Raw genomic sequence first — 13,564 nt, forward strand, 5'->3', positions numbered from 1 at the left:
CATGACGATCGACGCGACGCAGCCAACCGACCCTTCTCACGCGAACGACCTGCGGGACATGGTCGCATTGCTGCGTCGCGTCGGAGTCGAACGGATCGAGGATCTCGCGACCACAGTCGACCGCACGCAGGAGTTCTCCCCCGAGCTGTGGGCGCTGTTGTCCGATCTCGGCGTGCCGGCACTGGCGTTTCCCGAATCCCAAGGCGGCGTCGGCGGGTCCTATCTCACGTACGTCACCGGGATGGAGGAGATCGCACGCGCTGGCGCCTGTGCAGCGCTCTATGTCGGTCCGACTGTGCAAGTCGCCATGGCAATCGCCCGATATGGATCACCCGCGCAGTGGCGCGACTTCGGCGCAGAACTCGTACAGGGACGTGCATTGGGAGCGTGGGCCTTCACTGAACCCGGCACCGGCTCTGATCCACGGCAGATCCGTACGCGTGCGACACGAGATGGATCGGACTGGCTCCTTGAGGGCGGGAAGATGTTCATCTCGTTTGCCGACGCCGCTGACGTGGCACTCGTCTTCGCCAAGACTGGCGACGACAGCCTGAGCGCTTTTCTCGTCGACACCGACAACGACGGGTGGCAACCCCGGACTCCCATCAAGATGCTCGCGTTCGGCGGTATGGGCACCGCACCGGTCGCCATAGATGGACTGCGACTGCCAGGCGATGCGCTCCTGGGCGAGGAGGGTGCTGGTTTCGAGATCCTCATCGACACCGAGGCAGAGGCCAAGATCCGTGCAGCGGCGATCTGCGTGGGAATCGGTCGACGCGCACTTGAGGAGGCCGTGCGCTATGCAAGCCAGCGAGAGCATCGCGGACGTACGATCGGCGACCGATTCCCAACGATCCAGGCGTTGATCGGTGAGATGTCAGCGCGGGTCGACGCGGCTCGCGCTCTGGTGCATCATGCCGCCACCGCCGTTGATCAGGGGTCACCAGATGTGAAGCGCTTGGCCGCCAGCACCCGCATCGTTGCGTCACGCATGACGCGCGAGGTGTCCAGCGACGCGATGCAGATCTGCGGCGCCTACGGCTTTTCTCAGGAGATGGTGCTCGAACGCCTCTACCGCGAGGGCAAGTTCTATGAGGTCGGCCAAGGCGTGATCGAGCTGCAACGGATCATTGTGGGCAAGCACAGGCTGAGCGAGTTCTCCCGGTCGGGGTCGCTCGGCACCTGATGCTACTTGACTGCGATCGGGGTGATCGGTGAGCCGACGCTTCGTTCGACTTTCAGAGGCGTCGCGACGAAGAGAAACTCCCACACCCCGTCGCGATGGCAGTCATCCGCGAGCTGGTCTAGCACCGCCATCTCGCCGAGCGTCATCCCCATGTCCCGTATCAGCACGCAGTGCAGCGGCCACGACGTCCCGTGCCCGGGATCCGTCGGGATGTGTTCCACCCCGGTGTTGTCCATCAGGACCGCTGCGACGTCGCGATCATGCAGCCAACGCGCGCAGTCGAGCGACAAGCCCGGCTGGCCGTCCCACAGCTCGCGCACGTCGTGATCGCGCGTCCAGCGCTCGATCCACCCTGTGCGGATCAGGAGAATGTCACCAGCGCCAACCGTGACGCCCTGGGCCGCGCAGGCTGCGTCGAGGTCCTCCGGGGAGATGCGATCCCCCTGGCCGAGTGGACCATCGGCAAGATGGGCCACATCGAGTAGAACTCCTCGACCGACAACCCCTTTTGCGGCAATTTCGTGCACCGAGTGGATGGTGGAGCCCTTGCTTGTCACCGACGACGCGGGCACTCCGTTGTAGAACTGCCCGTCATAGCCGTTGTGGCCGAGACCATCCCACTGGGTCACTGCCTGCAACGGCAGCACGATCATGTCGTCCGCACCGATCATCCCCCCGGGCCAGACCTCGTCAGGCGATCGAAGCATGAGATGGACCGGATCGAATCGCGGGCTTTCTGCCCTTTGCGGCGGCGATCCCGCCCCGATCGGCAGACCGAGGTCGAAGATTCTTCCTGTCCGGACCAGTCGAGCAGCATCGCGTACGTGACTCTCTGTGATCAGGTTCAGTGTGCCGAGGCGGTCGTCGAGTCCCCACCGACCCCAGTTGCTCAGCTCCGCGCCAAGCTTCTTGAACTTCTCCACCTCAGACACCCTTGATCAAATTAAGAGTTACTATCTATTGCTAGCAACTAGCATACGCCATCAAGGGGAGAGGAGGCGGCCAGAATGGACCCAGTCGATGGACGACCGATGGTGCGCGTCGCCCTCGCACGCGGAATTGCGACTCTGACGCTCGACCGGCCTGCACAGGCAAATGCCTATTCGTATGAACTTGAACGCGCGCTGCACGACGAGTTGATTCGCGCCGACGTGTCGCCTGAAGTGGCCTGCATCGTCCTCACCGCGGCCGGCGACACGTTTTGCCCTGGCTTCGACCCGACATCTATGACTCAAGCGCTCGCCGACGGAGTCGACACCCACGCTCGCTCCCCCCATCCCTTTCACCTGGCACTGTCTCTGGCCACACCAGTGATCGGAGCAGTCAACGGAGCATGCGCAGGTGTCGGGTTGGCGCTGAGCCTCACCTGTGACATCCGGGTCTCCGCGACAGAAGCCCGCTTCTCAACGGCGTTCGCACCCCTCGGCCTTCCGGCGGAGCGTGGGACTTCTTGGTTTTTACCCAAGATCGTCGGACATGGCCGCGCCATGGAGCTCCTGATGTCAGGCCGGTCGTTCAGTGCTGCCGAGGCATTGGCGATGGGACTGGTCACATCGGTTGCGCCGCGAGACGGCCTCGTCGACCACGCTCTTGAGGTAGCCGGGCGCCTTGTCCAACGTAGTTCACCCGACTCACTCGCGACGATCAAGCGACAGGTCTATCGAGATTGGACCGTGGCCCTGCGCGAAAGCACGCGGCAAGCCGACGTCGAGCTAGAGCGTCTCGTGGGCAGCCCCGACTTCCGCCGCGCCATGCGCGACCGAAGCAACGGCATTCATACCGACTTCACACCACCTCATCTACAGGAGAGACATGACCACGTATGAGTACCTGACCTACACGCTGACTGACGACGGCCGCATAGCCCAGATCGAGATGAACAGGCCAGAGGCGCGGAACGCGCAGAATCGTGGCCTACTGGTCGAGCTTGACCACGCGTTTTTGGCTGCCGAGCGCGATGACGACGTGCGGGTCGTGATCCTCTCTGGTGCTGGCAAGCTCTTCTCCGCTGGGCATGACCTAGGTTCCAAGATCGCGCTAACTGAGAGAGACCCCGGGCCGGACCAGCACCAGTCCTGGATGGAGAACGGCGGGAGCAGGTCAGGCACCGAGAAGAGGATGCTTCAGGAATGGCATCACTTCTTCCAGAACACTCTGCGCTGGCGGAACCTGCGCAAGATCACGGTTGCGCAGGTGCATGGCCCGGTCTACGCGGCTGGGCTCATGCTCGCCTGGGCCTGTGACCTGATCGTGGCGTCCGACGACACGACGTTCGCGGACGTTGTCGGCACCCGCCTCGGGATGTGCGGGGTTGAGTACTTCGCCCACCCGTGGGAGCTGGGTGCACGCAAAGCCAAAGAGCTCCTCCTGACAGGCGACTCCATCGACGCCGAGGAGGCTCACCGCCTCGGCATGGTCAGTAAGGTGTTCTCGCGAGAAACCCTCGGCGAGGACACTTTGACGTTTGCGCGACGCCTGGCGCAGAACCCGACGATCACATCCCTGCTGATCAAAGAATCGGTCAATCAGACCATGGACAACATGGGGTTCATCAACGCCCTGAATGCCTGCTTCTCACTCCACCAAATCAACCATGCACACTGGTCGGAGGTCACAGGTGGTGCCATGGCTTCAGGGTCACCCGAGTTCGGACTCCCCGATCGCTGGTCGATGCCTCCCGTTCAGCCGGCGCGGGCTGACATTCCGTAGACGATTGACGTGCGCCACTAGGCGGAGGTGTTCAGCTCCTCCGCCTGTGGGCGACCTCGCTGCGCGAGCGAATTCCAGTGGATCTTCTCCCCGTCGGCACCCTCGTAGATGAGGTTGTACGCGCCACGAACCGTCGAGAAGAACTCGACCGTGGTGCACCCGTCGGGCCCCACGACACCCCGCCCGCAGGGCTCACCGGCTTCGAGCATCATGATGTCGCCCGGCCCGTACTCGACGCCCTCGACCTCGATGGATCCGGCCACCACGACCTCGAAGACAGTCGACTCATGTGCGTGGGAGTTGATCACATGGCCGGGCTGCATCTTCATGACGAGCGCCGACTGACCCTGCTCGGTCTCCACGTCACCCAGCACGAAGTAGGTGTGCTTCATGGAGGGGATGACGCAGTCAAGCTCAGAGAACTTTCCCGGCGACTCCCAGTACGCGGGGTCGGACATCTTGTAATGGGTCATGGCTCTCTCCAGTCACAATTACGATAGTTACTGCATGATCATTCTTAGTATCAGTTGACAGTCACTTTCAGGTTAACTAACGTCTTCTGTACGCGCAAGTAGCGCCGCGAGCATCGCAAAGCGGAATTCGATCATGAGAGACGAGAGTGACTTGACGCCTCCATCCACCGCGACAGCGGCCACCCGAACCTCCGTTGCGATTGTCGGGGGTGGCCCCGTCGGCTTGTCACTCGCACTGGTCCTGGCCCGGTTCGACATTGCATGCATCGTCCTCGAACGCGACTCATCGACCACCCAGCACCCGAAGGCTCGGGGCTGCAACCCACGCACCATGGAGCTGTTCAGGCAGTGGGGGGTCGAGGATGCGATCCGACGGAGAGGGCTCCCCGAGAACGTCGAGCCGGCGATCGTCGTCGAGTCGGTCGCTGGGCCCGAGCTCGGTCGGGTGGTCCCCGAACCCCGCAACCGCGAGGCGACGCCGTCGTGGACATGCCATGTCACGCAAGACATCGTCGAGGAGGAACTCGCTTCTGCCGTGCAGTCACTTGATCTGGTGGATCTGCGCTTCGGGCATCGCGTCACGGCTCTGAGCCAGGATGACAGAATCGTCACGCTCACGATTGCCGGTCCTGACGGCTCTGAAGCGGCCGTCGAGGCCGACTACGTCGTCGCTGCCGATGGTGCCGGGAGCGACGTACGAAAGTGGCTGGGCATCGAGATGGTCGGTCCGTCCACGCTGGGGGTGTGGGCCAACGACTTCTGGGAAGGCGACCTGAGCGACATACTCGATGGTCGCTCCACCGTGTCGTTTGTGGTTGTCCCACCTGAGACGGACTCCCCCACCTCGATGCTCTTCCCCTCCGGCAGCGACCGATACCTGACGTGGACCCAGCTGGGACCGGAAGAGGCCGAGGATCCGTCCCTGTGGACGTCCGAACGAGTGACTGCGGCCATCCGAAAGCAGATCGGCTCACACGACCCAGACATCAAGTTGCTGGGCCAAGCCGTTTGGCGAATGAGCAGCCAGATCGCACAGTCTTTCCGCAGCGGACGCGTTCTGCTAGCCGGCGACGCGGCGCATCGATTTCCGCCCACTGGTGGCCTGGGCATGAATACGGGCGTACAGGACGCACACAACCTGGCGTGGAAGCTCGCTTTCGTGCTCAACGGGATTGCTCCGGACGCTCTCCTAGACACCTACCAGGTAGAGCGCCACGCCATTGCCCAGGACAACGCGGACTGGAGCGTCGGGAACGCGACGCGCATCAACGAGCTCGTCGCAGGTGTTCGTTCGCGTGACGAGGATCGCATCGCGTTCTGGCTGCGTGACATGGAGCACCACATCCACCAAAGCGGCCGAGCACTCGGGTTCGAGTACCACGAGGGAGCTCTCGTGGGGGATGGGTCCTCCGTGACACCGCTCAACTCGCGGACTTACCAGCCTTCAGACCGACCCGGAGCACGCTTTCCCCACCTCTGGCTCGACCTTTCCCGACAGCAGTCCACGCTCGACTGGTTCGACACCGACCTCACGCTGGTTGCCGGACCCGACGGGCACGAGTGGGAGAACGCCGCGAGCAAGGCCTCAGCCAACCTCAGCATCCCAATCACCTACCGCCGGGCACCGTGGTCGGCGCCGGCCAGCCCTCTGGGCATGGGCCCGCGAGGGGCGACGCTGGTTCGCCCAGATGGCCACGTCGCATGGCGAACGAGCTGGATGGGTGACGATCCCGTCGCCATGCTGACAACCGCAGTGGAGGAAGTCCTCGGGCTCGCAAGGGGTGCTTCATGAAGCGAGTCGCTGTGATCGGTGCAACCGGCGATGTCGGACGTGGTGTTGTCCGCGAGGCGGTGTCACGAGGCTGGGAGGTGGTCGCGGTCTCGCGAGACGCTTCACGAGCGAGGGATCTGGCTTCCCTGGGTGTCCGAATCGTGACGGCAGACCTCACTGACGAGTCCGCGGCAACCGCCCTCGCCACCGAGTTGGACGCCGCCCACCTCGACGCGGTTGTGGTCGCGACGAACGTTCCCAGCAGTCGTACGTTCGTCCTCAACCACCAAAGCCGCGATCTGGTCGACTCCGTGGCAAGGACCCTGCTGTCCCACCACGTCACGATGCGGGCATTTCTCCCGCTCATGGACGCTGGCTCAGTCTTCCTCGGGGTCGGCGGTGGCATGGCCGACTTCGTCGTCAAGGGCTACGCACACGCCAGCGTGGCTCAAGCTGCTCAGCGCATGCTCTACCGAACTGTGGCGGCGGAGTGGCTCACCCACCCTGTCGTGCTTGAACTGCTCGTACAGTCGATGGTGGCTGGAGACAGCAACCGCGAGAGTGCTCCCGCTACCTGGCTCACAGACGCTCAGATCGGAGCCCGAATCTGCGACATCCTCGACGACCCGGGTTCCCACGAGGGACCGATCCTCACGATGGCTCCACCGGTATGACTGCGCTGGACCACAGGGCAACGGCCGAGCCGCAGGCAATCGAGTTCCCCACCCCCGAGGAGTGGCGCGACGCGATCCTGAGTCAGTTTGAGGACAACGACTCTCGCGTCACGTGATGGCCATAGCGCTGGCGATCTGACCCGCGGCAAGACTCACAGTGGGCGAGCCGCAGGTTCACCAACTGCCGTAGACGCACCGCTCGTTCTGAATCCGGTCTAAGTCGTGGTGCAAGTAACGCCTGCCCGCTGCGACGGTCATGTGCCGGCCAATGAGTGAGAATTGTCGGGCGGTGCGAACGCAACGGACAACCTGACGCGTCGGGAGGTCATTGACTGGCGACTTGGTGCTCGAGCAGTTCTGCATACTTTTCGCGCGCGGCCTCCCGACGAGTCGGAATGTGCGCGGTTGGCCATGGACCCTCGACCGGTGTGTAGTTCTTCAGCAGCTCACGAGCAAGCAGGATCTTGTGCACCTCGGTCGGACCATCCACGATTCCCATGACCTCTGCAATATGTGCCATCGAAGCCAGTGGGAGCTCGTCCGAGACGCCGAGCGCCCCGTGGAGGTGCATCGCACGCTGGGCGACATTGTGCAGCACAGCCGGCATAGCGACCTTCACGGCGGAGATGTCCTTGCGAACCATCTTGTAGTCCTGGTGGCGATCGATCAGCCATGCGGTACGCAGCACGAGCAGTCGGAACTGCTCGATCTCGATCCAGCTGTCGGCAATCTTCTCCTGGGTCATCTGCATCCCGCTCAACCGGCCTTGTCGAACGTCCCGTGACACGGCTCGCTCGCAGAGCATGTCGAACGCCTGTCGTGCGCGACCAATGGCTCGCATGGCGTGGTGGATCCGACCCCCACCGAGCCGTGTCTGGGCGATGGCGAATGCTCCGCCACGTTCCCCCAGCAGGTTGGCCGCCGGTACTCGAACGTCGGTGAACTTCAGGTAGCTGTGGCTGGTCCGTGCAGACCCCTCTCCTGCGACCTCCAGGTGTCGGACGAACTCGACGCCCGGAGTCTCGGCGGGGACGATGACGAGCGACATCCGCCTGTAAGGATCTTCGACGTCCGGCTCAGTCACCGCCATGACAATGAAGAAGTCCGCGTACTGCGCATTGGTCTGAAACCATTTCTCACCGTTGACGACCCATTCAGCGCCGTCGAGTATCGCCGTCGTTTTCTGCAGTGTCGGGTCGGATCCGGAGACCTGGGGCTCCGTCATGGAGTAGCACGACGAGATCTCACCGTCGAGCAGCGGTTGAAGATAGGTCGCCTTCTGCTCGTCCGTACCGAAATGCGCAAGAATCTCAGCGTTGCCAGAGTCTGGCGCTTGCGAGCCGAACACGTACGGCGCCCACTGCGAGCGACCGACGATTTCATTCATCAGGGCGAGCTTGACCTGACCGTAGCCCTGCCCACCCAGCTCTGGACCCAGATGGCAGGCCCACAGGCCCTGTGCCTTGACCTGATCCTGCAGACCGCGAATGAGGGTCGTTGTCGCCGAGCTCGACTTGTCCGCTGGGTGGAACTCACCCAACAGCTCGAGGGGTTCAATCTCGTCCCGGACGAACGCGTCGATCCAGTCGAGCTTTGCCTGGAACTCCGGCTCTGTCTCAAAATCCCAGCTCACAACTACCTCCGGTTCAGGGCGGGCGACTGAGTACACAGCCGTGACACTCAAGCCAACCGAGCGCACGCATGCCGAGGCAGTGGGGATGCCCCTGCCGGTAGTGGGTTCGCCCTACCGCACGAGGTGTTCATCCAGATGGGCGGCGAAGCGCCTAATCGCGCCGACGCTCTCAGGCAGGTCGGCAGCGTACTGCGCGAAGTTGTGAATGGCACCTTCAGAAACATGTAAAGACGCATCCACGCCGCAGGCCGTTGCCCGCTCGACAAGGAGCTGCGCATCGTCGACAAGTCGATCGGCGGATGCTGCCTCCACGTGCAGAGGAGGTAATCCCGACAGATCAGCCCTGGCAGGCGAGGCCCAAGGGTGCAGCGGATCCCCAGTTCCGAGGTACAACGCCACTGCACGCTGCACGATGTCTCGCGAGTCGATCGGCTCAGGAGAGTCGTCGGCGGTGGCGGCATCGCTACTGAGCGTGAGGTCGGCGAACGGGCAAAGCAGGATCGACGCCGCGGGCGGAGGTAGCCCGGCGTCACGTATCGCTAGAAGTGCTCCTGCAGCAACCCCGCCGCCAGCAGATGCTCCCCCGACGGCAATTTGGTCGTGGGAGATGCCTTGATTCACGAGCCAGGTGTATGCCCGCACCAGGTCATCAATTGCGGCCGGAAACTGGTGCTCGGGCGCGAGGCGGTAGTCGAGCGAAAGGACACTGACGTCGGCAAGGTTCGAGAGCTGGTGCCCGATGACGCGCAAACTTGCCGGCGTTCCCGCGATGAATGCGCCGTGGTGGGCCATCAGCAGCACCCGGTCCCGTGACGCCCCGGTCGCGCGAATCCACTCGCCGGGCACACCGCCAGCGTCTAGAGGTTCGACCTCGACGTCGCTTTCGGCAACTGAGAGGGACTCCCCGCGGAGCACCCGCTCCCGGTGGACCTCCACGCTGAACTCCTGCAAGGGCACTGCTGTCCGCATGCGTTCAACGAGCTCTCGCATCTGTTGGCTTGCCATGACGCTCCTACGGCCATTTCATAGTCTATTGCTATTGAGAGTTACTACCACTAATCTCTCCCCCACGCGAGTCCATGAGGAGGAAGAGATGAAGTGCGAGACCGAGTACGTCGTCACCAAGGACGGCACGAAGCTCGCGACGGATGTCTACATTCCCGAGGGGGCAGGTCCGTGGCCGACGATCCTCGTGCGGACCGGATACGGACGTGACTCCGAGTTCATTCATCCGAACCTGCCGCTTGTCGATCAGTATTCCTATGTCGTGGTCTCCCAGGACGTGCGCGGACTAGGGGGGTCGTCCGGACGCCACGAGCTGTTCCACCACGACGCCGCAGATGCTTCCGACACCCTGGACTGGATCACGTCCCAGCAGTGGTCCAATGGACGGGTCGGGATGATCGGTGCGTCCTACCTCGGTGCCACACAATGGCTCGCGGCGGGAACCGGCCATTCGGCCCTAGAAGTCATTGCTCCAACGATTGTTGCCGGCGTTTTCGATGGGTACGGATACCACTCACCGGGGGTGGTTCAGCTCGACATGTTGATCGCGTGGGTCATCGGCTGTGTCCTTGAGTCCGAGGCCGATCGCGCCTCGACAACCATCACAGTGCCTCAGATACGGACGGCGGCCCGGGCAGCCGCCGATGCGACAGACGCCACCTCAGAGCTGCTGAAGATCCTGCGCGAGCAGCGCATGGACGACCTCCCCGCCGCCATGCAAGGCGTTGGCGCTGCAACTGTCGCCCGCAACGACGCGTTCGAGGAGCTCTGGAAACTGCCGCTCGCCAAGATTGCCACCGAGGTTTCACGCATCGTCCCGTGGGTCGCGGAATGGATCAAACACCCAGACCCCGCAGACGGCTACTGGGATACCCGCGACCACACTCGGACGGTGCAGAGAGTCACGATTCCAGCCATTCACGTCGGCGGCTGGAACGACGTGTTCATCCGAGGAACTCTTCGGCAGTACCGCACTCTTACGGCCCGATCCGAGGACCATTCGCACCGACTTGTCATACATCCGTTTGGCCACACCGGGCCGGGTCAGATCGGTCAGGTTCCGCTCGAGGTGGCAAAGCACGCCGACCCCTACGCCTTCGGCGGATCGATCGTCACCCCGGCCGATGGACTGCTCGGTGACTTCATCGATGCCCAGCTCCGGGGTACTGGCCACAGTTCGACTGGAGCACCCGTGTCGATCTTCGTCATGGGACGAAACGAGTGGCGTGACGAGCAGGAATGGCCCCTTGCGCGCGAGATCTGGACAAAGCTACATCTGCGCAGCGATGGCGAAGCCGCCGCGAACTCCGAGTCCGGGGCGCTCTCTCCCACCGAACCAGCCGAGGAGCACAGCGACACATTTGAGTACGACCCTCGCGACCCCGTGCCGTCCCAAGGGGGGACTCACATGGGGTTCGGTCGCCAGCCCGGCTTCTTCGATCAGTCGGAGGTCGAGAGTCGAGGAGACGTGCTGACCTACACCTCCGCACCTTTGAAGTTCGACCTCGAGGTGACCGGACACCCCTATGTCGAGCTGTGGGCGGCGACGTCATGCGTCGATACCGATTTCACAGCACGGATCGTGGACGTGGATCCGGACGGATCAACCCTCGGGATTTGCGACGGCGTCACCAGACTCCGATTCCGTCCAGACCACCCTGGCCTCGTCGAGCCCGGATCGGTTCAACAGATCAGGATCGAGATCACGCCGACCAGCTATGTGTTCGCGGCTGGACATCGGATTCGACTACAGATCAGCTCGAGCAACTTCCCCCTGTTCGACCCCAACCCCAACACCGGAGGAAGCCTGCTTGTCGACGGGTCAACCGAGGTCGCTCATCAGATCGTGTATCACGACGCGGAGCGGCCTTCGGCCCTTCACCTGCCGGTGATTCCCGGCTAGCTGGTCATCTGGGCACGTACGCGAACACCGCCAGCTCGACAGGATCGCTCCCGACGCGCCAGCCGTGATCGACTCTGGGTGCCACCCGGAGGAAGTCTCCCGACTTGAGGGCAATCTCGTCGTCCTTGCCGAGGAATGCGACTGCCCCTCGCAGCACGACGATGAGCTGATCGAGCTGATCGTCTGCATGGAAAGGCACGTGGACGCCTGCGTCGTACCTGACAACAGCCCAGATCGGACCACCATCGCTCGGCTCCACGAGCTGAGCAACGCTCACGCCGGGTCCTATTGCCTTCAGGTCCGCCCAAGTGGGAGTGGACCGTCGAACCTCTCCGGACGAGTCGACCTCAACCACCGTTATTGCGTTCGGTTCAGCCATCGTGGTTGAGCCCTGCCTCGATCAATGCCCGACGGGCTGTCTCGGTCGCTCCACGCGCCTTGAAGAGCATCGTCTCCTGCCCCGCGGTCTCGCCGCCCCCGGCTCCTTGGTGATAGCGAGCAGCGACGCCGTGCAGCACGCACGCCATCCGCCACCAGGCGAACGCGTAGTAGAACGGAAGATCTGAGACGTCGCGCCCGGTCGCATTCTCATAGAGGTCGACGATGCCTGACCGATCGGCAAATCCTTCTGCGGAGGTGGGGGTGATGCGGTCTGCGGCAAGGCCGAGCAGGTCGTCATCGTCAGCCTCCGTCCAGCCAACGAGGAGGATCGCGAGATCGGCGAGCGGCTGGCCCAGCGTGCATGTCTCCCAGTCAAGGACCGCGCGAATGTCACCGTCGGTGCTGATCAAGCAATTTCCGAGCCTGAAGTCACCGTGCACGAGTGTCGCCGATGCCTCCTCCGGAATTGCCGCAGCCAACCAGCTGTGCGCACGCTCGAGGTAAGCGACGTCATCACCTACTTCTCGGTCATCCGAATCAGTGGATTTGTGGAGCTGGCCGAGCCAACGCTTGAGCTGCCGGGCGACGTAGTTGTCCCGACGGCCCAGGTCGCCCAACCCAACGGCTTCGGGATCCACCGAATGAATGCTGGCGAGCGCCTCGACCAGTGCAGTCGAGACCGCCGTCCGGGCCGGCATGTCGAGTACCGAGTCGACATCATCGAGGGTTCTGATGACGTGACCCTCGACATGACCCATCAAATAGAACGGGGCTCCTGTCACCTGCACGTCATCGCAGAGGGCTATCGGCGTCGGAACCGGGACCGGCGTGCCCGACAATGCTGAGATCACCCGATATTCACGTCCCATGTCGTGCGCGGTCGGCAGCACGGGACCCAGAGGTGGCCGACGAAGGACGAATGCGTCGCTGTTGGAGTCGCGTACGACGTACGTCAGATTCGACCGACCGTTCGCAACGATCTCGAAATTGTACGGCGGCTGGAGCCCGACCGTAATCTCAATCCAACGCGAAACGCGCTCATGGTCTATTGGCTGTGCGGCGTCCCCCACAACGACTTCTGGGCTGCTCATCCCGTCGTGGTCAGTCGAACACAGAGAGTCGGGCACGGTGGTTCCGGGGTGTCTCGATCTCGTCCACAATCGCGACCGCGAGGTCCTTGTACGACAGAGTGCCCGGCACGTCCTGGTGCTGCGGCGCCAGGGTCTCGCCCCCGAGCTGGTATCTGCCTGTACGCGGGCGCTCGGCCTGCAGGTCGCCCGGCGGAGCAAGCATGACCCAGTCGATCTCTTTCGGCGATGCGCGAAAGGCCTCAAGTCCTGCTGTGTGCGACTGGGAGAACCCACGAAGGAAGTCTGGGAACTTGTCCGGGTGGTCAGCCACCGGCGAGCCGTCGTCCGTCAGGATGTTCGAGAAGTGACCGACGAGCACCACTCGAGGGACATCGTGCTCAGTCATTGCAGCTATGAGGTTGTTGGCGGTCGTCACAAAGAACTGAGGATCCAGCAGATGGATCTGGTCAGGACCCTTGAGCGGTGTCACTGCGTGTACGACGGCGTCGTGGCCATAGACCAAGCGGGAAACGTCCGTCGCCACGGAAATGTCGCCGGACTCGACCGTGACCCCAGGGCCGGCTAGATCCGGAAAGCGTGAGGGGTCGCGAACAACTGCTGTGACGGTGTGTCCTCGATCGACGGCCTCGGCGACCACAGGATTGCCCGCTCGCCCCCCAGCACCGAACACGACGATGTTGCCCATCTTCACCACTCCATTCGTCACACCGCTACCGCGGTATATTGACATTCAGCCTC

General features: G+C 63.1%; 13 protein-coding genes. 6 read left to right on the forward strand and 7 right to left on the reverse strand.

The annotated features are described in order from the left end of the window. Window position 1: 1 nt before the first annotated feature. Window positions 2-1,186: an acyl-CoA dehydrogenase family protein gene (locus ABD683_RS02660; RefSeq protein ID WP_344767061.1), complete on the forward strand. Its 1,185-nt coding sequence runs from the start codon at window positions 2-4 to the stop codon at window positions 1,184-1,186. Between the two features lie 2 nt (window positions 1,187-1,188). Here the strand turns inward: ABD683_RS02660 and ABD683_RS02665 are convergent, their stop codons facing one another. Next, window positions 1,189-2,109, reverse strand: coding sequence for a cyclase family protein (locus ABD683_RS02665; RefSeq protein ID WP_344767062.1), 921 nt, complete (start codon window positions 2,107-2,109; stop codon window positions 1,189-1,191). 84 nt (window positions 2,110-2,193) lie between these two features. Here ABD683_RS02665 and ABD683_RS02670 point away from each other — a divergent pair, with 84 nt between their 5' ends. Then, window positions 2,194-3,012, forward strand: coding sequence for an enoyl-CoA hydratase-related protein (locus ABD683_RS02670; RefSeq protein WP_344767064.1), 819 nt, complete (start codon window positions 2,194-2,196; stop codon window positions 3,010-3,012). Then, on the forward strand, window positions 2,999-3,895 hold the full coding sequence (locus tag ABD683_RS02675) for an enoyl-CoA hydratase (protein WP_344767065.1): 897 nt from the start codon (window positions 2,999-3,001) through the stop codon (window positions 3,893-3,895). Before ABD683_RS02670 ends, ABD683_RS02675 begins: the two co-directional genes overlap by 14 nt. A 17-nt stretch (window positions 3,896-3,912) precedes the next feature. On the opposite strand, the gene ABD683_RS02680 is transcribed toward ABD683_RS02675, so the two are convergent. After that, window positions 3,913-4,368, reverse strand: coding sequence for a hypothetical protein (locus ABD683_RS02680; protein ID WP_344767067.1), 456 nt, complete (start codon window positions 4,366-4,368; stop codon window positions 3,913-3,915). A 133-nt stretch (window positions 4,369-4,501) separates the two neighbouring features. On the opposite strand from ABD683_RS02680, the gene ABD683_RS02685 reads away from it, so the two are divergent. After that, complete coding sequence (locus tag ABD683_RS02685; RefSeq protein ID WP_344767069.1) at window positions 4,502-6,160, forward strand: FAD-dependent monooxygenase; 1,659 nt, start codon at window positions 4,502-4,504, stop codon at window positions 6,158-6,160. Further along, complete coding sequence (locus ABD683_RS02690; protein WP_344767071.1) at window positions 6,157-6,813, forward strand: SDR family oxidoreductase; 657 nt, start codon at window positions 6,157-6,159, stop codon at window positions 6,811-6,813. Before ABD683_RS02685 ends, ABD683_RS02690 begins: the two co-directional genes overlap by 4 nt. Window positions 6,814-7,138: 325 nt before the next feature. On the opposite strand, the gene ABD683_RS02695 is transcribed toward ABD683_RS02690, so the two are convergent. Together ABD683_RS02695 and ABD683_RS02700 are read right to left on the reverse strand one after the other, a co-directional pair. Beyond that, entirely contained in the window at window positions 7,139-8,446 is a 1,308-nt protein-coding gene (locus tag ABD683_RS02695; RefSeq protein WP_344767072.1) for an acyl-CoA dehydrogenase family protein, read from the reverse strand. A 111-nt stretch (window positions 8,447-8,557) separates the two neighbouring features. Further along, on the reverse strand, window positions 8,558-9,451 hold the full coding sequence (locus tag ABD683_RS02700) for an alpha/beta hydrolase fold domain-containing protein (RefSeq protein WP_344767074.1): 894 nt from the start codon (window positions 9,449-9,451) through the stop codon (window positions 8,558-8,560). On the opposite strand from ABD683_RS02700, the gene ABD683_RS02705 reads away from it, so the two are divergent. Next, entirely contained in the window at window positions 9,450-11,354 is a 1,905-nt protein-coding gene (locus ABD683_RS02705; RefSeq protein WP_344767076.1) for a CocE/NonD family hydrolase, read from the forward strand. The two genes, ABD683_RS02700 and ABD683_RS02705, sit on opposite strands and share 2 nt — an antisense overlap. 4 nt (window positions 11,355-11,358) lie before the next feature. Here the strand turns inward: ABD683_RS02705 and ABD683_RS02710 are convergent, their stop codons facing one another. From ABD683_RS02710 to ABD683_RS02720, 3 genes are all read right to left on the reverse strand, one after another. Beyond that, on the reverse strand, window positions 11,359-11,631 hold the full coding sequence (locus ABD683_RS02710) for a cupin domain-containing protein (RefSeq protein ID WP_344767078.1): 273 nt from the start codon (window positions 11,629-11,631) through the stop codon (window positions 11,359-11,361). A 94-nt stretch (window positions 11,632-11,725) separates the two neighbouring features. Next, window positions 11,726-12,826, reverse strand: coding sequence for a phosphotransferase family protein (locus ABD683_RS02715; protein WP_344767079.1), 1,101 nt, complete (start codon window positions 12,824-12,826; stop codon window positions 11,726-11,728). Between the two features lie 10 nt (window positions 12,827-12,836). Next, on the reverse strand, window positions 12,837-13,511 hold the full coding sequence (locus tag ABD683_RS02720; protein ID WP_344767081.1) for an NAD(P)-dependent oxidoreductase: 675 nt from the start codon (window positions 13,509-13,511) through the stop codon (window positions 12,837-12,839). Between the last annotated feature and the right edge of the window lie 53 nt (window positions 13,512-13,564).

It is taken from the genome of Aeromicrobium panaciterrae (genome assembly GCF_039537165.1).
Classification (GTDB): domain Bacteria; phylum Actinomycetota; class Actinomycetes; order Propionibacteriales; family Nocardioidaceae; genus Aeromicrobium; species Aeromicrobium panaciterrae.